This is a genomic window from Radiobacillus kanasensis, assembly GCF_021049245.1.
Lineage (GTDB): Bacteria > Bacillota > Bacilli > Bacillales > Amphibacillaceae > Radiobacillus > Radiobacillus kanasensis.
Genome location: NZ_CP088020.1, coordinates 2318763 through 2337745 on the forward strand (window position 1 = coordinate 2318763; position 18983 = coordinate 2337745).

An 18983-nucleotide genomic window follows, 5' to 3' on the forward strand; every position below is an offset into this window, starting at 1 on the left:
AAAGCCATTTTTCTAAACAGAGAGTGGCTTTTTGTGCAGGTCATCATCTAAATAAAATCGGATGATAATCAAGAGTGGGAACCATTATATTTTATTCACTTAAAACCTCCTATAGGTGCATAGGCGTTTCTTTCCCACTTCCTTTTCATACTTTCATCATAAATCCTCACGTAACTGGAGGTTCAAGGGAAATTTGTTTATTCTAGAAATTTTTTATGAGCTAGCCTGATCATTCTTTATATATAATCCACCAAATCTAGGGTAGTTTTTTATACTAATTCCATACAAAGGGTTATAACCCCTTTTGAAGACTACCTTTAGAACTTTAAAGTGGTTCATTCCTATGGTACTGAACCATAATAATGTTTGTCTTTTTTATATTCTATTATCTATACTAGAAGGACCAATAAATGTTCACTTAGCACAACTGTTTGGTAATTCCAGCACATTAAAGATAAAAGGAGAGTTCCGATGAAAAAAGTAAACCAATATATTGATAGCTTGTTTCATAACTCAGATCCACTATTAGAGGAAGTACTGGCTTCCATCCAAGAAAACGGTATGCCTTCCATTTCGGTATCGCCCTCATCTGGTAAACTACTTACTATGCTAGTATCTATCTCAAAAGCGAAAAGTGTTCTTGAAATTGGTGCACTTGGAGGATATAGCGGGATTTGTCTTGCTAGAGGTTTTGGGGAAACAGGACAGCTGACATCCCTTGAATTGGAAGAAAAATATGCAAAAGTTGCGCATCAAAATCTTTCGAATGCTGGTTTTGGCGATCAGGTAACTTATATAACTGGTCCCGCTCTACAAAGCCTAGAGCAGCTAGAAAAGGAAAATAAACGATTTGATTTTTTCTTTATCGATGCGGACAAAGAGAACTATGAAAACTATCTTACGTATTGCTTGAAAGTCGCGGAACCTGATGCTGTAGTCGTTATGGATAACGTCCTTGCTGGTGGAACTGTTCTAGACACAGACACCCAACCTAAGCGATATACGGCATTCATGAGAGAATTCAATGAAATGGTGGCTAATCACCCACAATTGGAGTCTCTGCTCATTCCTATTGGGGATGGACTTACCGTAGCAAGAGTGAAGAAATAGCTCTAACCATACAAGGTAAACTAGTCAATTTGTCGCTATTTTACCTTGTATGGTTTTTTATCCTATTGAATGATTCAAGGTCTGTAAACATAACGCAACGGAGTAATGGTTTCCTCTTTCCCTGGAACATATAAGGATATGGATGGACCTGTGATTTCTGTATCCGAAGGGGGACGTATCTCTCCGTTTTTATTTATAAACACAATACCTTCCTGTCTGCCGCCCCAGTTTCTTATCCCTTTATATAGAACACCGTTGTTTTCTTCGCCCCAACGTGTTACTTCCTTCTCTAAAGGGATGGATTCTAACATATTGGAGACAATGGAAAGATCGTTATTCTGATTATAGACCTCCTGGCCATCTCCATCCCAATCTTGTTTATGTACAGTTAACTTATCATCCTTTGCTTCGTCATAATAAATTAAATAACTAAATTGCAATGTTTCACTCTCGTCATACCCGTAGATAAACATATAGATACTTGTAATCGTCCCATCCTGTTCAAAATTTATTTCTAAATCATTCGTCATCAATAACGGTTCAAGCTCGATCTTTTCTTTCACAAGGTCCAGGAGACCGTCAAGCCTTGTCACATAAAAATTATCATTCTCTAGTTTTAATTTTGTATCTGTTTTCAACTCGCTCAGCTTCCATGCCAGTGCCCCATTATAGTTGACAGCATTCTCCCCAACTTTATAAGCACCAAAAGCGGTTATAACGAACACGAGAAGAACAGGCCATTTCCATGTAAGTTGTTTAGCCTTTACATGTACTTTTTGTTCAAAAGAACGAACTGTATCTTTTGAAAGTGGTAAAAAGGTATGATCGGCAAAGTATAAAAGATACCATTTTTTATTTTCCTTTAACTTTGCTAAGTTTTGCAAATCAAGGGTATGCTCTTCCGTTGTATTTGGTGTCCGAATCACCACTTGGGAGTCCTGGATTTCTATCTGACTATTAGGTTGAAATAAGTAATCTTTCTTCATTTGCTTCCGATAAACGAATAACTTGTAAGAAAAAAACAGGAAAAGCAATAAACTTATCCCTAAAAATAAGGGTATATTAGTTTTCAATTGCCCTATATTAGAAATAGTGTACATAACCCTCCACAAGATGGCGTAGAGAGCCAACATAACCCAAGTAGACTTACTTTCCAAAAATAAATCTCGCAAAATCAATTTTCGGTACATTTTTTTCGTTAATTTATTTTCCATTCCGTATCACACATCCACTTTTTTTAAAAATTTTTACTAGCACATGTCTACATTAATCATACATTATTTCCCATAAATCAGGAGCTAACTTATGAGAAATAGTGTGAAGTGTATGTACTTACAAAAAACACAAGTCATAATGGATACTTGTGTTTTTTGTAATTCTTATTTATTTTAATTTTGAAAAGGCATGTCTCGCCGCTTCAATTGTTTTCTCAATATCCTCATCTGTATGTGCCGTAGATAGGAATAATCCTTCAAACTGGGATGGTGGAAGGAAAATGCCTTGTTCCGCCATTTCACGATAATATGCCGCGAAAAATTCTACATTGGAGCTTTTCGCTGTTTCATAATTAATAACCGGTTTGTCGTTAAAGAAGATACCAACCATAGACCCAGCCCTGTTCACCTGCAGTGGAATATTGTGTACTTTGGCCGCTTCTTGGAATCCTTCAATCAGACGATCCACTTTTTTGCTCATTTCTACATAAGTCGTTTCGTCTAACGCTTTTAAGGTTTCGTACCCTGCAGTCATCGCTAGTGGATTCCCGGATAACGTACCTGCTTGGTAAATATCGCCGACTGGTGCGATTCGTTCCATGATTTCTCGTTTGCCACCATATGCTCCTACAGGAAGACCACCACCAATCACTTTACCTAAACAAGTTAGGTCTGGTGTCACACCAAAGTGTCCTTGTGCACATTGGTAGCCAACACGGAAGCCAGTCATAACCTCATCAAAAATAAGCACTGTACCATTCTCTTCGGTTATTTTTCTTAGCTCCTGAAGGAAATCACCAACTGGTGGAACCACTCCCATATTACCGGAAACCGGTTCGACAATCACCGCAGCTAAATCATCTCCATATTCTTGGAATGCATAGCGTACACTCTCCATATCGTTATATGGAACAGTAATGGTATTTTGTGCAATCGATTGTGGGACACCAGGACTATCTGGAAGCCCTAGTGTAGCAACCCCAGAACCAGCTTTGATCAAGAGAGAATCGCCATGTCCGTGGTAATTCCCTTCGAATTTTAGGATTTTGTCTCTTCCTGTAAACCCTCTTGCTAAGCGCAATGCACTCATCGTAGCCTCTGTTCCTGAGTTCACCATACGGACCATTTCGATGGATGGGACTCTATCGATGACTAACTGAGCGAGTTTGTTCTCGATTAAGGTTGGAGCACCAAAGCTTGTCCCGCTTTCCGTTACTTCTTTTAACGCTTCTACCACCCGATCATCGGCATGCCCTAAAATTAAAGGTCCCCAGCTTAACACGTAATCGATGTATTCATTCCCATCGATGTCATAGATTTTGGATCCTTTCCCATTGCTCATAAAGATGGGGTTCATACCAACAGATTTAAATGCACGAACTGGGGAGTTCACTCCACCAGGTAATAAGTCTACGGCCTCTTTATAGGCTTCTACCGACTTTTCATAGTTTCTCATCGACTAATACTCCCTTTCCTATTCGCTTAACCATTTTGCTACATCTTTAGCATGGTATGTCACAATAATATCTGCTCCTGCTCGCTTCATGGATGTAAGTTTTTCCAGAACAATTTGTCTTTCATCCACCCATCCGTTCATTGCAGCTGCTTTAACCATAGAATACTCACCACTTACGTTATAAGCTACAACTGGTAAATCAAAACGGTCCTTCACTTCACGCATGATATCTAAATAGGATAACGCAGGCTTCACAATTAGGAAGTCTGCTCCTTCTTCCACATCTGATTGGGCCTCCCGAAGTGCTTCTCTTCGATTGGAAGGATCCATTTGGTAGGTTTTGCGATCACCGAATTGTGGTGTACTTTCTGCTGCGTCCCGAAATGGTCCGTAAAAAGCTGAAGCATATTTAACCGCATAGGACATGATTGGAATGTGGGAAAATCCTGCTTCATCAAGCCCTTGTCGTATTCCCGCTACAAATCCATCCATCATATTGGATGGTGCAATAATATCTGCTCCCGCTTCTGCTTGGCTTACCGCAGTTTTCACCATCAGTTCAAGCGATTCATCATTGTTTACATCCCCTTCATGAATGACACCACAGTGTCCATGCGACGTATATTCACAAAGACAAGTATCCGCAATCGTGATCAGCTCTGGTACATCTCGTTTAATTTGACGTAACGCATCTTGGACAATTCCAGTTGAGCAATAGGCTTGAGAACCTACTTCGTCCTTCTCTTTAGGAATGCCGAACAATAACACAGAACGAATTCCTAATGATACTAACTCTTTCATTTCTTCCGTTAAATAATCTAAGGAAACTTGAAAAACACCTGGCATGGAAGGAACTTCTTTTCTTACAGAACTTCCTTCTACTACAAAAATCGGATAAATTAAGTCATCCGTTGTTATACTCGTTTCTCTCACTAGTGCTCTCATGCTAGTGGATGATCGTAATCTACGATGTCTTTTAAAGCCTAATTTACTCATATGTATCTATCCTTTCTCCTGGAAGTAATGTTCTAAAACCATTACCATCCCATCAATCGTAAATTCTTCTGGGATTATGATCTGTTTAAACCCTGCGGACCTAGCAGCCTGTTCTGTCGTAGTTCCGATACAGACACACAGCTTTTCTTGTTGAATGTTTCTGATTTGAGTCTGCTCATCCTGTATAAGCTCCATAAATGCTTCCACGCTTGATGGGCTCGTAAATGTATAAGCATCTACCAAATCAGAATTGACTTGTTCCTTCAAATTGTTCGTTTCTTCCTCGTTAATCAACGTCTCATAAATCACACAAGTTTCAAATTTCACCTGTTCAGCTTGAAGCTGCTTCCGAACGTCATCTCTTGAAAGATTTCCATTAATCAATAATATGTTGACGTTCTCTACTGAAAACTGCTTCATAAATTCCTTCGCCATGTTTTCTCCTAGAAAGTGACTAGGCTGAAAACCTGCTTCAAATCCGTATGCTTGTAACGCTTGATCTGTTTTCCTTCCTACAACACCAAACCGGATGGAGGATAGCTTAGTTCGTGGAATACGAAGGGATCTCACATAATCGAAAAAAAACTTCACGCCATTGGCACTCGTAAAAAAGACCCATGTAAACTCGTGAAGTTGCTGTAAGATTTTTCGGTTTTCTTCGGAATCTTTTCTTTTAAAGGTTAATAATGGGACAACTACAGGAATAGCACCAGCACCTTCTAACAATGTAGAAAAGGGCGGTGCTTGCTCCTTGCTGCGTGTTATCAATATATGTTTGCCCGTTAAAGGCTTGTTCATCCGTTATCGATCTCCTCAATTGCTTCATCCACTATTTCTTGAGCGCCTCTGTCTTTCATTCGGTTGGCCGCTTCTTCCCCAACCGCTAACGGGTCTTTGCCACGAACGGTTTCCTTCAATACGGTTTTCCCGTCAGAAGTGGATACTAAAGCTGTCAATATGACTTCTTCTTCCTCAAGGTGAGCGTAACCAGCGATGGGTACCTGACAGCCACCGTTCATGAGGTGGAGAAATCTGCGCTCCGCTGCTACCGTTGTACTCGTTTGTTCATCTTTAATTTTAGCTAAAAGCTCCAGCAACTCGGTATCATCTTCGCGACACTCGATCGCAAGCGCTCCTTGCCCAACGGCTGGTACACATAAATCAGGATCCAAGAACTCTGTTACAATATCTTCACCCCAGCCCATGCGAAGAAGTCCTGCTGCAGCCAGTATAATTGCATCAAAGTCCTCTTCTTTTAACTTACGAAGACGGGTTTCAATGTTCCCTCGAATAGACTTGATTTTTAAATCTGGACGAACGGCAAGAATTTGCGAGCCTCTACGAAGACTGCTTGTCCCAACAATTGCACCTTCAGGCAAATCCATTAGTTTCACATGGTCATTTGAAATAAAAGCATCACGATGATCTTCACGAACCGGAATTGTCGCAATCGTTAGTCCTTCTGGAAGCTCTGACGGCATGTCCTTCATGCTGTGGACCGCCATATCAATCTCTCCATCAAACATGGCCTGTTCGATTTCTTTTACGAACAAACCTTTTCCCCCTACTTTCGAAAGAGTGACATCTAATATACGATCCCCTTTTGTACTAATTTTTTTTACAGAAAAGGAGTTCTTCGCTCCAGCGTTTTGTAGCTGTTTAATCACCCACTCTGTTTGTGTAAGAGCTAAATTACTTTTTCTAGATCCAACAACGATATCTCTCAATGTATTTCCTCCCTTTCTCTTTAGAAGTGAAAGCTAGATAGTGAACTAAATAATAGAAAATTAACAAGTAAAAATAGAAATGCGGCTACATTGAATAAGGCTATCGTTCTGCCTTGATAGTTTTTTACAACTCTTAAAAAGAGATAAACCATATAAACAAGGAGAACAAGAAGAGAGCCGATGGTCTTTGTATCATACCAATAAAATTCCGAATTGGATGTATAGGCCCAGACCAACCCTAAGATAATCGAAATGAGTAAGCTTGGGACGCCTATGAATATCGCTCGAAATGACAACGAATCTAATGTTTCTAAATTGGACAATCGCATTAACCATTTATACCCTCTTTTTTCCTTTAATAATCGATACTGTGTTAAATACATAGCCGAGAAAATAAAGGATAAGGTAAAAAATCCATAAGATAAAATGGCCAAAGAAATATGAGCAATTAAAATTTCCCCGACCAGCTCCGTAATTTTATCGGATTCGTGATTTTGTGCTGTAGCCGAAATATGTAGCATCATCACGAAGAACCCAATTAAATTAGTAAAGAAAACAATAAAGTCCACTTTAAAAAACTTATTAAGTAATAAAGAAAAGGTAACAAGTACCCATGCATAAAAGTATAAACCATCATAGACATTCAAGACAGGGAAATGGTCTCGATTCAAGATTTGAAGCAACAAAAAAATGGTTTGAGAAATCCAAACCATACTAAGTAACCAAAAGGCTACTCGATTCACCTTTTGGTTTGGTTGTACAAAATCCATAAAATAGCCAATAACACTTAATCCATATATAACAACAATAAGTTCATATAGCCATTTAACCGTTAGCATACGGAGTATCCTTCCCGATTAGAGCGTCGGTATTTCTTTTAAGGTCGATTCTTCCTTTTTGGAAAAGGTCACGACCTTTTGTTTTGATTCTATTTGTTTTTCGATTTGCTCTTCGACCAAATCTTCTATGCCGAAAATCTCCATAAACATTGCTAGCGACTGATCAGCATTTGGTTGAGCAGCTAATTCCTTCGCTTGTAGGATTGGCTGTTTCAATAGCTGGTTCACAATACTTTTGGTGTGCTTACTAAGTACTTTTTTCTCGCGTTCTGTGAGGTTTGGCATTTTGCGTTCAATACTATTCATCGTTTCTGTTTGAATCGCATGCGCTTTCGCTCTAAGCGCTGAGATAACGGGAACAACACCAAGTGTTTGTAACCATTCATTGAATAATACAATCTCTTCTTCAATCATTATCTCAATCGATTCAGAAATTTGTTTTCTTGCTTCTAAGTTTTCTTGTACTACGCCTTGCAAATCATCAATATCGTAAAGGAAGACATTTTCTAGTTCCCCTAATTCAGGATGAATATCTCTTGGAACAGCGATATCTACTAGGAACAAAGGCTTGCCCTTTCTTTTCTTGTGAATGGGCTGTAACACGTCTTTGGTTACAACATAGTCCTTTGCACCTGTTGAACTAATTAGAATATCAGCTTTTACTAACGTATCAGCGAGATCATCCATGGAGACTGCAGCTCCATGAAATTGGTTCGCAAGACTTTCTGCTTTTTCGATAGAGCGGTTAATAACTGTAATTTCACCAACTCCAGATCCTTGTAAGTTCTTCGCTGCAAGCTCTCCCATTTTTCCCGCGCCTAAAATGACAACATGCTTTTGCTTGAGCTCGCCGAAAATCTTTTTAGCTAATTCAACAGCAGCATAGCTCACAGAAACAGCATTTTCGCCAATAGAAGTTTCTTTATGCACACGCTTGGCCAATGTAATGGCCTGTTTAAATAATTCGTTATAAATTGTACCTGTCGTGCCTACTTCTTGTGCAAGCAAAAAGGATTGCTTCATTTGACCAAGTATTTGCGTTTCCCCAACAACCATGGAGTCTAAACCACAAGTTACACGGAACAAGTGTTGCATAGCTCCTTCGCTCTCGTACACTTCTATATGAGAAGCTAAAGCTTCTTTTTCTATTTGGAACCAATTAGATAAAAATTGTTTTATATAATATCGACCTGTATGCAACTGATCGACCACTGCATAAATTTCTGTACGGTTACATGTCGATATAATCACATTTTCTAATATGCTCTTTTGATTGTTGAGAGATTGCATAGCAGTTCCTAGATCATGCTCTGGAAAGGTTAATCTCTCTCTAACCTCTACGGGTGCTGTTCTATAGTTTATGCCAATCGCTAGTATATGCACTCTCCATTACCCCCATATTCCTAAAAACTCAATCAACGTCCATTATATCATGTCTAATTTGGTATGTTTGATTAAAATGTGAACAGATTTTGAAACAATTATGGTACGATATGGATGGTAACCACGCCGTTCAAAATACAGCTCGTATGTACTTTACCATAAGAAATTTGTATAATCAAGAAATCAATACTAGATAATAATTATTATAAATAACGGAGGAGACACATTGAAAAAGCAGCACTTATTTACGGCCTATATTCTTATTGGGATTGGTGTTTATTTTTTACTTAGGCAGCTAAGACTTCCTATTTTAACGGATTTCTATTCATGGCCAACCTTGTTAATGATTTTAGGAATTGCGTTTCTCATCCATAGCTACACCGCTAAAGATTACTCCAATATATTACCTGGAGTGATTTTACTAGGGATTGGGATTCACTCTTTCGCCATTACGCATTATCCTTTTTGGATTGATCATTGGGGAATGTACCCAATGATTATCGCGATTGCATTTCTGTTACGATACAGCAAAACGAAATCTGGTCTACTTCCAGGTTTCCTCTTGTTAGCAATCGGTCTATTTGCCATATTTTCAAGAAATAAACCAGCATGGTTTTCTTGGATCAACCAAATCTTTGAGATAATCGAAACGTTCTGGCCCGTCACACTGATAGCAATAGGGCTCTATATAGTATTTCGAAAAAAATGAATACCACTCCTTAGAGTGGTACAGATTTATAAAATGGAACTCAAGAATGCTTGAGTTCTTTTTTCTTTTGGGGCATCAAACACTTCTTCAGGATGTCCATACTCTACAATAGAACCATCATGCAAATACACAACCCAGTCCGCCACTTCTTTCGCAAACCCCATTTCATGTGTAACGACAATCATCGTCATTCCATCGTCTGCCAGTTCCTTCATGGTAGTTAATACTTCACCAACCAACTCAGGGTCAAGTGCAGATGTTGGTTCGTCAAATAACATGACCTCCGGCTTCATGGCTAACGCTCGAGCAATAGCTACTCGTTGCTTTTGTCCACCAGAAAGCTGGGAAGGATACACATCCGATTTATCCGCTAAGCCTACTTTATCCAATAAATGTAGAGCATTGTTCCTGGCATCTTCTTTCTTTTCTTTTTTTACGTAGATAGGAGCTTCCATTACATTTTCTAAAACTGTACGATGAGGGAATAAATTAAAATGTTGAAACACCATACCAACTTTTTGACGGATTACATTGAGATTGTCTTTACTTTGATGAATCTCTTTTCCATCTAGAACAATGGTACCCCCATTGTTTTTTTCTAGAAAGTTGAGACAGCGAAGTAATGTACTTTTTCCTGAACCACTAGCACCAATTAAAACGACAACATCACTTTCTTTCACAGACAAATCGATATCTTTTAAAACATGCAAAGATCCAAAAGACTTGTTTAATTTCTCGACACGTATCATCTCTTTTACCAAGGTTATCCCCTCCTAATCGCTTATTGCTAATTTTTTCTCCATCCCATTTACCATTACGGTTAAAACAGCCACCAATATTAAGTAGTAGATGGCACATATCATTAGCCAGGTCATATAGTCGAATGTATTAGCACCCATCGTTGTAGAAACGTTAAAGATTTCGGCTAGACCAATGAACGCGGCTAAGGAGGAATCTTTCAACCCTATAATGAATTGATTGCCTAGAGGTGGTAAAGCCCTTCGAAAAGCCTGCGGCAGAATGATTCTGCGCATCGTTAACATCGTGGACATCCCCAATGAGCGTCCCGCTTCTGACTGTCCCTTGTCAATCGATTGAATCGATCCCCTAAAAATCTCTGCGATGTAGGCCCCGTTATGAAAGGCGAGCCCCCATGTTGCGGCCCAAAAGTCTTCTACGTTCCAAATCGAGGATAATCCATAATAAAAGATAAAAATTTGCACGATGAGCGGCGTGCCACGAACGATGTAAATATAAAGATCAGCCAACTTTTGTAACCATTTAAGATGAGAGATTTTTAGTAGAGCAAAAAATAAGCCAATGAAGATTGCAATTAATATGGATAAAACAGTAAGTCGTATCGTTAGCCAACTGGCTTCTAGAAACATACCCTTACTTTCAATAAGGGCATTTCCTACTCCCTGCATAAAATGCCAAAAATCAAGAATTGTACTCAATGGGAAACTCCTTTCCTAAGGTACATATTTTGTAAAAACCCCCTTAGCTCTTCAAGCAAGGGGGAAGAAGTTCTTTATTCTGGTCGAACGGAAATGTCCTCACCAAAATATTTCTTACTAATCTCCGTTAAAGTACCATTATTTCTTAACGTTTCAAGTGCTTCGTTCACTGCCTTTAAAAGCTCTGGATTATCCTTGGAGACCGCTACGGCTTGTTCACTGCGGTCAATCATAGATTTCCCTTTTATTTCTAATCCACCTGTACCGATCGCTTCTTTTCCCGTGAGAAAATCCGTAATAACTGCGTCATGCTTCCCCTTTGCTAGTGCTTGTAAGGCAACCACATCACTGCTATACACCTTCACATTTTCTGTTACTTCCTCTGCATACTTCGCATACGTAGAACCTTTGGAAACACCGATTTCTTTGCCATTCAAATCTTCTAATTTCTCCACATCACTTTCTGGACGCGTGAAAATTTGAGCCCCAGAATAGTAATAAGGGATGGAGAAATCAACACTTTCCTTTCGTTTATCTGTTATCGTATGACTCGCCACTGCTGCATCAAACTTTCCTGTCTTCACTCCTTCCACAATAGCGGAAAACTTGTATTTTTCCTGGGCTGTCTCTAAACCAAGTTCTTTTGCTATCGCATTTCCTACATCAATATCGTATCCCGTCATTTCCCCACTTGTCTTCACCCAACTAAATGGTTTAAACTCGCCTGAAGCAGCAAATGTGAACGTTCCTTCTGTCACCAAATTATATTTCGAGTCATTTGTCTCACCTTGTTCGGATTCTTGACTAGAATCACTTGACCCACAGGCTGCTAGTCCAAGCAACCCCGCTACCATGATCAGTCCACTCAACAGTTTTGAAAGGGGTCTCATTTTAAGATAAACCTCTCCTTCTCCTATTTTTAAATAGGGGTATTTAATAATACCTATGTTAGGATATAAACGAGTATTACTGAGAAGACAATGACCGAGAGGCTTTGCTATATGAAAATACAGGAAGGCTAGTTAGTTCTTTTTGCTAAAAAGCGATTAAGGTAAAAGGTTCAAATATAAACTTCCGAGTGAAGTTAAAAATAAGGCTGTTTACTAAAAGTTTGTTGTTTGATAGTTTATATAGACCGCGACGTAAGTGGTGAATCTATATGCCGGCGCTCCGGCAGAATACTCCGCTTTCCGCGGGCACGGCCTCAGCTTCCTCGGAAGAACCCCACTTCCTGCGGGATCTTCGGCTCGCGCTGTTCCCGCAGGAGTCTCCGTATTCTGCCTTCGCTAAGTTCATATTTTCAGAATTTGGTGAAGTTTTACGTTTAAACTAAAGAATTGAACCCTACTTAAATGAGTTCGATGTACTTTAAATTACTTTTTTAATGGATTTGTGAGCTGTTCTAAATAACCTCCTTTGTTTATATGTATTACACGTAAGTTGCTCATAACTATTAAAGGTTCTTTTTCCTCATTTTTTTAGTGTAGGCAACTATTATGGGTCAGCTACTTACGGAAATCAGCATCGTACACACACCGAGCAGTCACTAAACCGAGGTTTTCTAATTACTTTTGATATTTTGTTACGTCGTATTTTCTATCAACTGCGAGAACATAAGTTCATTATTTTGCTAGTTGCGATTGCTGTATTACATTTTTAAACTTTGGATCTTAAGCAGAGTCATTTCTGGTGTTCTAGGTATTATAAGCATAATCATTGCAGTATTTATTGTAGATACAAAACGAAGAAATCCTGTTTAGTAAATCAAAAGTAAAAAAGTTCAGTACCCCATCGAAGAGGTAGATGATAATACAAAAAAAGTGAACAGGACCGAAATCCCATTCACTCTTCTTTCTTATAAAAACTGTTGTAACACTCTCCACGCCTCTTCTTTTCCTTCTCCTGTTTCGGAAGAAAAAGGGACAAGAATATCGTCGTTGGATAGCTGTAATGTTTGTTTAATCTTCTTCACATGTGCTGCTCGTTTACTTTTCCCAATCTTATCAAGCTTGGTCGCAATGACAATGATGGGTAATTCATAAAACGATAAAAATTCATACATGCGTTGGTCATCAGCAGTTGGTTCATGACGCATATCCACGACTAAAACAGCTGCTTTTAAATTTTCTCTCTGTATAAAGTATTCCTCCAACATCTTGCCCCAAGCTTCTCTTTCTTTTTTGGAAACTTTGGCATACCCATATCCAGGCACATCTACAAAATGAAAACGTTCATTGATTTTATAGAAGTTCAAGGTTTGAGTCTTTCCGGGCTTAGATGATGTTCGAGCTAGACTTTTTCGATTAATCATCTTATTAATAAACGATGATTTCCCCACATTTGAGCGTCCAGCTAAAGCGATCTCTGGTAATAATTCATTTGGATACTGTTTTTTTGAAACAGCACTAATTACAATTTCCGCACTAGTTACTTTCATTCTACTCCCCCGATAATGCGTGCTCTAATACTTGATCTAAATGACTTACAGGTATAAATGTCAGACCTTCGCGAACACTTTCTGGTATATCTTCTAAGTCCTTTTCATTATCTGCTGGCATTAGAATCGTTGTCAACCCCGCACGATGGGCACTTAAGGATTTTTCCTTTAATCCACCAATCGGAAGCACCCTTCCTCTTAAGGTGATTTCCCCCGTCATTCCTACCTCTTTTTTTACAGGACGCCCTGTTAGAGCAGATACAAGCGCCGTCGCAATCGTGATTCCAGCAGATGGACCGTCCTTCGGTGTTGCCCCTTCTGGGACGTGAATGTGGATATCGTTCTTTTCATGAAAATCTGTTGGAATACCTAATTCTTCTGCACGAGAGCGGATGTAACTGAAGGCTGCTTGGGCAGATTCTCTCATCACTTCACCCAACTTACCTGTTAGTGTAAGTTTGCCTTTTCCAGGATATAAAGAAACCTCAATAGATAGTGTGTCCCCACCAGCTGTCGTATAAGCTAGTCCAGTTGCTGCCCCAACTTGATCCTCTTCTTCCATTCTTCCATAGCGGAATCTAGGCTTTCCAAGCAATGCTTCAAGTTGCTTTTCGGTAATAATGACCCGTTTTTTATCTTCTGAGACAATTATTTTAGCTGCTTTTCTACAAATGGAAGCCAGTTGACGCTCTAGTCCACGGACACCCGCTTCTCTTGTATAGGTTCGGATCAGCTTTAACATTGCTTCTTCTTTAACTTGAAGCTGGCCCTTCGTCAATCCGTTTTCTTTGATCTGTTTTGGAAGTAAATGATCATTTGCGATATGAAGCTTTTCTACTTCCGTATAACCTGCAATCGAAATAATTTCCATCCGATCTAGCAACGGACCAGGAATCGATCCTAAATTATTTGCTGTTGCGATAAACATAACTTTTGATAAATCATAAGTTTCTTCAATAAAGTGATCACTAAAGTTACTGTTTTGTTCTGGGTCTAATACTTCTAGCATTGCCGCAGATGGATCCCCTCGAAAATCACTCGCCATTTTATCAATTTCATCTAGTAGAAAAATGGGGTTTATCGTTTCCGCTTTTTTCATGCCTTGAATGATACGACCAGGCATCGCCCCAACATATGTTCTACGGTGTCCACGTATTTCTGCTTCATCACGAACTCCGCCTAAGGAGATGCGGACGAAGTTTCGATTAATCGCCTTTGCGATCGAGCGTGCTAGAGACGTTTTCCCTACGCCCGGTGGCCCAGCCAAACAGAGGATAGGTCCTTTAATCGAATTCGTTAATTTTTGAACAGCTAAATACTCTAGCACTCGTTCCTTCACTTTTTCGAGACCGTAATGATCTTCATCCAGTATTTTTTCAGCATGATTGATATCTAAATTATCCTCTGTTTGTTTCGACCAAGGTAAGGATAACAACCAATCCAAATAGTTACGAATAACAGAGCTTTCCGCCGAGCTTTGCGGGATTTTTTCGTAACGATCTAATTCCTTTTTCGCTACTTTTTCAATCCGTTCCGGCATGTCCGATTTCTCGATACGCTCTAAGAGCTGACCAACTTCTCCAGACTTGCCATCCTTATCGCCTAGTTCTTTCTGTATAGCTTTCATTTGCTCACGCAAATAGTATTCCTTTTGCGTTTTTTCCATGGACTTTTTGACACGTTGTCCAATCTTCTTTTCTAAATTGAGTACTTCTTTTTCATTGGAAATAAGCTTAATTAAGTGTTGAAGACGTTCTTTGATATCTTCCATTTCCAGCAATTCTTGTTTGTCTTTCACCTTAAGGGACAAATGAGAAGTAATGATATCCGCTAATCGTCCAGGTTCCTCAATGTCTACAACAGTAGCAACCGTTTCCTGGCTAATTTTTTTCGATACCTTTATGTACTGTTCAAATTGCTCTAACAAGGAACGCATCAACGCTTTTTCTTCGTTTTCATTTCCATGTATATCTTTAAACTCTTGTATTTCTACAACAAACTGTTCTTCATCCTCAACGAATTGTACGATTTCTCCACGAGATAACCCTTCCACAAGTACACGAATGGTACCATTTGGAAGCTTTAGCATTTGCTTTACTTTTGCCAGTGTTCCAATCCGGTAAATATCTTTTGCTTCTGGGTCATCAACTCCACTTTCTTTTTGTGCGGCTAGAAATATATTATGATCATCCATCATTGCTTTTTCCAACGCGTGGACAGATTTATCTCTACCGACATCTAAATGTAAAACCATGGATGGAAATACTAACAAACCTCTTAAAGGAAGGAGGGGAAGTTGTATTTTATTCGGTTCTGACATCTTTGGCACCTCCATAAACTCAACACGAAATCCATACATTAGTATGGCTTTATCTGACACATCTATGATTTCTTTTTACACGAGTATTCTTAAAGTGTAAAGAAAAGATAATTTTTTGTAAAACTTAATGATTATACAGAGTCCGCTTTTGGACTTTCGAAGCGAAGATCGCTTGTCATTTCTTGTTGCTCTTCTTTTGACCAGACGGCATGGGTTAAAGCTTCCTTAAAGGTAGAAACAGGAATAATTCGGATTCCACTAATTTGATCAAATACCTTTTGCTGATTATCAACAGGTATAAGGACTTGTTTTGCTCCAGCTTGCTTAGCCGCTTTAATTTTCGTCAATACTCCACCTACTGGATTTACATCTCCATGTAAGCTTATTTCCCCTGTAAACGCCGTATCGAAACGGATCGGGACTTTATGAATGACCGAATAAATCGATAGCGCGAGGGCGAGCCCAGCGGATGGTCCGTCTACTGGGATACCACCGGAAAAGTTAACATGAATATCATATTGATGCGTTGGGGTTCCGATAGACCGGAGAAAAGTAAGGACGTTCTCACTAGAGCCTTTCGCCATGCTCTTTCGTCTGATAGACTTCGATTGATTCCCGAGCTGCTCCTCTTCGGCTATCCCGGTAATCTTTAAGCTACCTCCGTTTTCAGAAGGTAAAGCTTTTGTTTCAATTTCCAGTACTAAGCCACTGCTCGGCCCATGAACAGCAAGGCCATGAATACTCCCTATTCTCATTCTTTCCTTTATAATCGGTTTGATATTCGGAGTTAGTCTACTTGCTTCAATTACCCATTCCATATCCGCTTGCTTAATTAAAGGATCAGAGGGAGTCGTGAAGCTAGAAGCAATCTGAATAAGGTTAATAGCTTCCCTTCCATTTCTTGCATAAAGCGATAATATATCTAATGCCGCCTCTTCTATTTGACACTGCAGTTTTTCGCTCGCACGCTTAGCAATCTCTTTGATTTCTATTACTTCTAAATCACGAAAATAAATTTCTAGACACCGAGAACGGATCGCTGGAGGAATTTCTTCTGGCATTCTAGTGGTTGCACCAATTAATCGAAAGTCAGCTGGAAGCCCGTTCGTAAAAATATCATGGATATGGTAAGGAATATTTTTGTTTTCTTCACTATAATAAGCACTTTCAAAATGTACTTTTCGATCTTCCAATACTTTTAAAAGCTTATTCATTTGGATGGGATGCAGTTCCCCTATTTCATCAATAAACAGAACACCGCCATGGGCGTTCGAGACTGCACCTTTTTTGGGCTGGGGCACACCCGCTTGTCCCATTGCACCAGCACCTTGATAAATGGGATCATGGACAGACCCTATTAACGGATCGGCTACTCCACGTTCATCGAACCTTGCTGTTGTCGCATCCAATTCCACAAAAGGGGAAGTTCCTCTAAAAGGGCTATCTGCTTTTCGTTTCGCTTCATTTAAAACAAGCCTAGCCGCCGCGGTTTTCCCAATTCCAGGAGGACCATATATAATAACGTGTTGCGGATTCTTCCCACATAAAGCAGCTCGTAATGCACGGATACCATCTTCTTGTCCAATAATATCGGCTAACTGTGCTGGTCTGATTTTTTCCGATAATGGGACCGTCAGGGAGATAGATTTCATTGCTCTTAATTTTTCTTTTTCTTTATTGGATTCCTTCTCAATGGAAACTTTATTTGTACGTTGACCTCTAAGTAAATTCCAAAAATAAAGCCCAATCACAATACCAAAGAAAAGCTGAATAATCATTACAATACTAACAAGATTCATGTTGTACCTCCATAAAACAGTCTTACTTGTCAGTATCTCCTCAACTTATATTCAATAAACGAATGAAATGCCGTCCAAAACTAAAAATTTCCGAAACATAGATAAATCCCTTGTGATTGACACAAGGGATTTTCTAAAGAAGATTTATGCACTTTCTTTTGGTGATTCTTTATTTTCGTCTTGCACCGTTCCGTCACGAAGAACTAGTTTAGGACGACCATTTTCAAGCACGACTGTATCCTTTGTGATAATACATTTTTCAATATCATCACGGGATGGCAGCTCGAACATGACATCCAGCATTATTCCTTCGATGATGGAACGAAGGCCACGTGCCCCTGTTTTTCTTTCAATTGCTTTCTTGGCAATTTCAACCAGAGCTTCTTCTTCGAACTCAAGTTCTACATCATCAATTGTAAATAGCTTTTGATATTGTTTGACTAGAGCGTTCTTCGGCTTCGTAAGGATTTCAACCAACGCATCTTCATCTAATGGTTCAAGGCTGCCAATAACCGGAAGTCTTCCAATGAATTCTGGAATTAATCCAAAGCGAAGTAGATCCTCTGGAAGTACTTTCGATAATAGCGCTCCTTTATCCAAATCTTGATTTACATCATCAGCACCAAATCCGATTACTTTCTTACCTAGACGACGTTTAATGATTTGGTCGATACCATCAAACGCTCCCCCACAAATGAAGAGAACATTTGTTGTATCAATTTGAATAAATTCTTGATGAGGATGCTTTCTACCACCTTGAGGAGGAACACTTGCAACGGTTCCTTCTAAGATTTTAAGTAGTGCTTGTTGAACCCCTTCCCCAGAAACATCTCTAGTGATGGATGGGTTTTCGGATTTTCTAGCCACTTTGTCAATCTCATCAATGTAAATAATCCCTTTTTCTGCTTTTTCCACATCGTAATCTGCAGCTTGGATTAATTTTAATAGGATGTTTTCTACGTCTTCCCCAACATAACCTGCTTCCGTTAAAGAAGTCGCATCCGCAATCGCAAATGGAACGTTCAGGATTCTAGCAAGGGTTTGCGCAAGCAACGTCTTCCCGCTACCAGTTGGCCCAATCATCGCGATGTTACTTTTAGAAAGCTCTACATCGTCTGTACCTTTTCCTGCATTAATACGTTTATAGTGATTGTAAACGGCAACAGATAGATTTTTCTTCGCTTTCTCTTGTCCGATTACATAATCATCAAGAATGTCGCAAATTTCTTGTGGTTTTGGAATTTCTTTGAATTCAACTTCTTCTTCATTGCCTAATTCCTCTTCCACGATTTCTGTACAAAGCTCGATACACTCGTCACAAATATAAACACCAGGTCCTGCAACTAGCTTTCGAACCTGATCTTGGCTTTTTCCACAAAAAGAGCACTTTAATTGTCCTTTTTCTTCGTTAAATTTGTACATCCAATTCACCCCTCGAGTTAAAAGTATCTATATTCACAAAGTAATACTTGCGCTCTAAGTTCAACCGTCTTTAGCTCATAATATCAGATAAAGATATTATTCTAAAGTAAAAAC

The 18983-nt window shown here is 39.3% G+C and carries 16 protein-coding genes; 2 read left to right on the plus strand and 14 right to left on the minus strand.

The features are described 5' to 3' along the window. Nucleotides 1–471: 471 nt before the first annotated feature. The gene (locus tag KO561_RS12085; protein WP_231093506.1) at nt 472–1110 is read left to right on the plus strand and encodes an O-methyltransferase; all 639 of its coding nucleotides are present in this window, start codon (nt 472–474) and stop codon (nt 1108–1110) included. 74 nt (nt 1111–1184) lie between these two features. Here the strand turns inward: KO561_RS12085 and KO561_RS12090 are convergent, their stop codons facing one another. The 7 genes from KO561_RS12090 to hemA form a co-directional block, all read right to left on the minus strand. Next, the gene (locus tag KO561_RS12090; protein WP_231093507.1) at nt 1185–2324 is read right to left on the minus strand and encodes a hypothetical protein; all 1140 of its coding nucleotides are present in this window, start codon (nt 2322–2324) and stop codon (nt 1185–1187) included. A gap of 169 nt (nt 2325–2493) precedes the next feature. Continuing rightward, nucleotides 2494–3780, minus strand: coding sequence for a glutamate-1-semialdehyde 2,1-aminomutase (hemL, locus tag KO561_RS12095; protein ID WP_231093508.1), 1287 nt, complete (start codon nt 3778–3780; stop codon nt 2494–2496). A gap of 18 nt (nt 3781–3798) precedes the next feature. Next, nucleotides 3799–4776, minus strand: coding sequence for a porphobilinogen synthase (gene hemB, locus KO561_RS12100; RefSeq protein WP_231093509.1), 978 nt, complete (start codon nt 4774–4776; stop codon nt 3799–3801). Between the two features lie 6 nt (nt 4777–4782). Next, the gene (locus tag KO561_RS12105; RefSeq protein ID WP_231093510.1) at nt 4783–5574 is read right to left on the minus strand and encodes a uroporphyrinogen-III synthase; all 792 of its coding nucleotides are present in this window, start codon (nt 5572–5574) and stop codon (nt 4783–4785) included. Then, nucleotides 5571–6503 carry a hydroxymethylbilane synthase gene (gene hemC, locus KO561_RS12110; protein ID WP_231093511.1) on the minus strand — a complete coding sequence of 311 codons (933 nt, stop codon included), beginning with the start codon at nt 6501–6503 and terminating at the stop codon, nt 5571–5573. The genes KO561_RS12105 and hemC overlap by 4 nt, the downstream gene beginning before the upstream one ends. Nucleotides 6504–6523: 20 nt before the next feature. After that, entirely contained in the window at nt 6524–7342 is an 819-nt protein-coding gene (locus KO561_RS12115; protein WP_231093512.1) for a cytochrome C assembly family protein, read from the minus strand. An 18-nt stretch (nt 7343–7360) separates the two neighbouring features. Continuing rightward, the gene (gene hemA, locus KO561_RS12120) at nt 7361–8725 is read right to left on the minus strand and encodes a glutamyl-tRNA reductase (protein ID WP_231093513.1); all 1365 of its coding nucleotides are present in this window, start codon (nt 8723–8725) and stop codon (nt 7361–7363) included. A 226-nt stretch (nt 8726–8951) separates the two neighbouring features. Here hemA and KO561_RS12125 point away from each other — a divergent pair, with 226 nt between their 5' ends. After that, entirely contained in the window at nt 8952–9434 is a 483-nt protein-coding gene (locus KO561_RS12125; protein ID WP_231093514.1) for a LiaI-LiaF-like domain-containing protein, read from the plus strand. A gap of 26 nt (nt 9435–9460) precedes the next feature. Here the strand turns inward: KO561_RS12125 and KO561_RS12130 are convergent, their stop codons facing one another. The 7 genes from KO561_RS12130 to clpX form a co-directional block, all read right to left on the minus strand. Next, nucleotides 9461–10201, minus strand: a complete 741-nt coding sequence (locus KO561_RS12130; protein ID WP_331000864.1) for an amino acid ABC transporter ATP-binding protein — start codon at nt 10199–10201, stop codon at nt 9461–9463. 6 nt (nt 10202–10207) lie between these two features. Beyond that, nucleotides 10208–10861, minus strand: a complete 654-nt coding sequence (locus KO561_RS12135; RefSeq protein ID WP_231097138.1) for an amino acid ABC transporter permease — start codon at nt 10859–10861, stop codon at nt 10208–10210. Nucleotides 10862–10965: 104 nt separating this feature from the next. Further along, a complete protein-coding gene (locus KO561_RS12140) occupies nt 10966–11745 on the minus strand; it encodes a transporter substrate-binding domain-containing protein (protein ID WP_231093515.1) in 780 nt (259 codons plus the stop codon). Nucleotides 11746–12746: 1001 nt separating this feature from the next. Beyond that, complete coding sequence (gene yihA / locus KO561_RS12145) at nt 12747–13328, minus strand: ribosome biogenesis GTP-binding protein YihA/YsxC (protein WP_231093516.1); 582 nt, start codon at nt 13326–13328, stop codon at nt 12747–12749. Between the two features lies 1 nt (nt 13329). Continuing rightward, nucleotides 13330–15648, minus strand: coding sequence for an endopeptidase La (gene lon / locus KO561_RS12150; protein ID WP_231093517.1), 2319 nt, complete (start codon nt 15646–15648; stop codon nt 13330–13332). Between the two features lie 131 nt (nt 15649–15779). Next, on the minus strand, nt 15780–17447 hold the full coding sequence (gene lonB, locus KO561_RS12155) for an ATP-dependent protease LonB (RefSeq protein WP_231093518.1): 1668 nt from the start codon (nt 17445–17447) through the stop codon (nt 15780–15782). Between the two features lie 144 nt (nt 17448–17591). Then, on the minus strand, nt 17592–18869 hold the full coding sequence (gene clpX, locus KO561_RS12160) for an ATP-dependent protease ATP-binding subunit ClpX (RefSeq protein WP_231093519.1): 1278 nt from the start codon (nt 18867–18869) through the stop codon (nt 17592–17594). Nucleotides 18870–18983: the final 114 nt, after the last annotated feature.

Coding starts and splice junctions, on each gene's coding strand:
- KO561_RS12115 (WP_231093512.1), bottom strand. CDS start 7,342: ATGCTAACGGTTAAATGGCTATATGAACTTATTGTTGTTATATATGGA.
- clpX (WP_231093519.1), bottom strand. CDS start 18,869: ATGTACAAATTTAACGAAGAAAAAGGACAATTAAAGTGCTCTTTTTGT.
- hemB (WP_231093509.1), bottom strand. CDS start 4,776: ATGAGTAAATTAGGCTTTAAAAGACATCGTAGATTACGATCATCCACT.
- hemL (WP_231093508.1), bottom strand. CDS start 3,780: ATGAGAAACTATGAAAAGTCGGTAGAAGCCTATAAAGAGGCCGTAGAC.
- lonB (WP_231093518.1), bottom strand. CDS start 17,447: ATGAATCTTGTTAGTATTGTAATGATTATTCAGCTTTTCTTTGGTATT.
- KO561_RS12140 (WP_231093515.1), bottom strand. CDS start 11,745: ATGGTAGCGGGGTTGCTTGGACTAGCAGCCTGTGGGTCAAGTGATTCT.
- KO561_RS12085 (WP_231093506.1), top strand. CDS start 472: ATGAAAAAAGTAAACCAATATATTGATAGCTTGTTTCATAACTCAGAT.
- KO561_RS12135 (WP_231097138.1), bottom strand. CDS start 10,861: ATGCAGGGAGTAGGAAATGCCCTTATTGAAAGTAAGGGTATGTTTCTA.
- KO561_RS12105 (WP_231093510.1), bottom strand. CDS start 5,574: ATGAACAAGCCTTTAACGGGCAAACATATATTGATAACACGCAGCAAG.
- lon (WP_231093517.1), bottom strand. CDS start 15,648: ATGTCAGAACCGAATAAAATACAACTTCCCCTCCTTCCTTTAAGAGGT.
- yihA (WP_231093516.1), bottom strand. CDS start 13,328: ATGAAAGTAACTAGTGCGGAAATTGTAATTAGTGCTGTTTCAAAAAAA.
- KO561_RS12090 (WP_231093507.1), bottom strand. CDS start 2,324: ATGGAAAATAAATTAACGAAAAAAATGTACCGAAAATTGATTTTGCGA.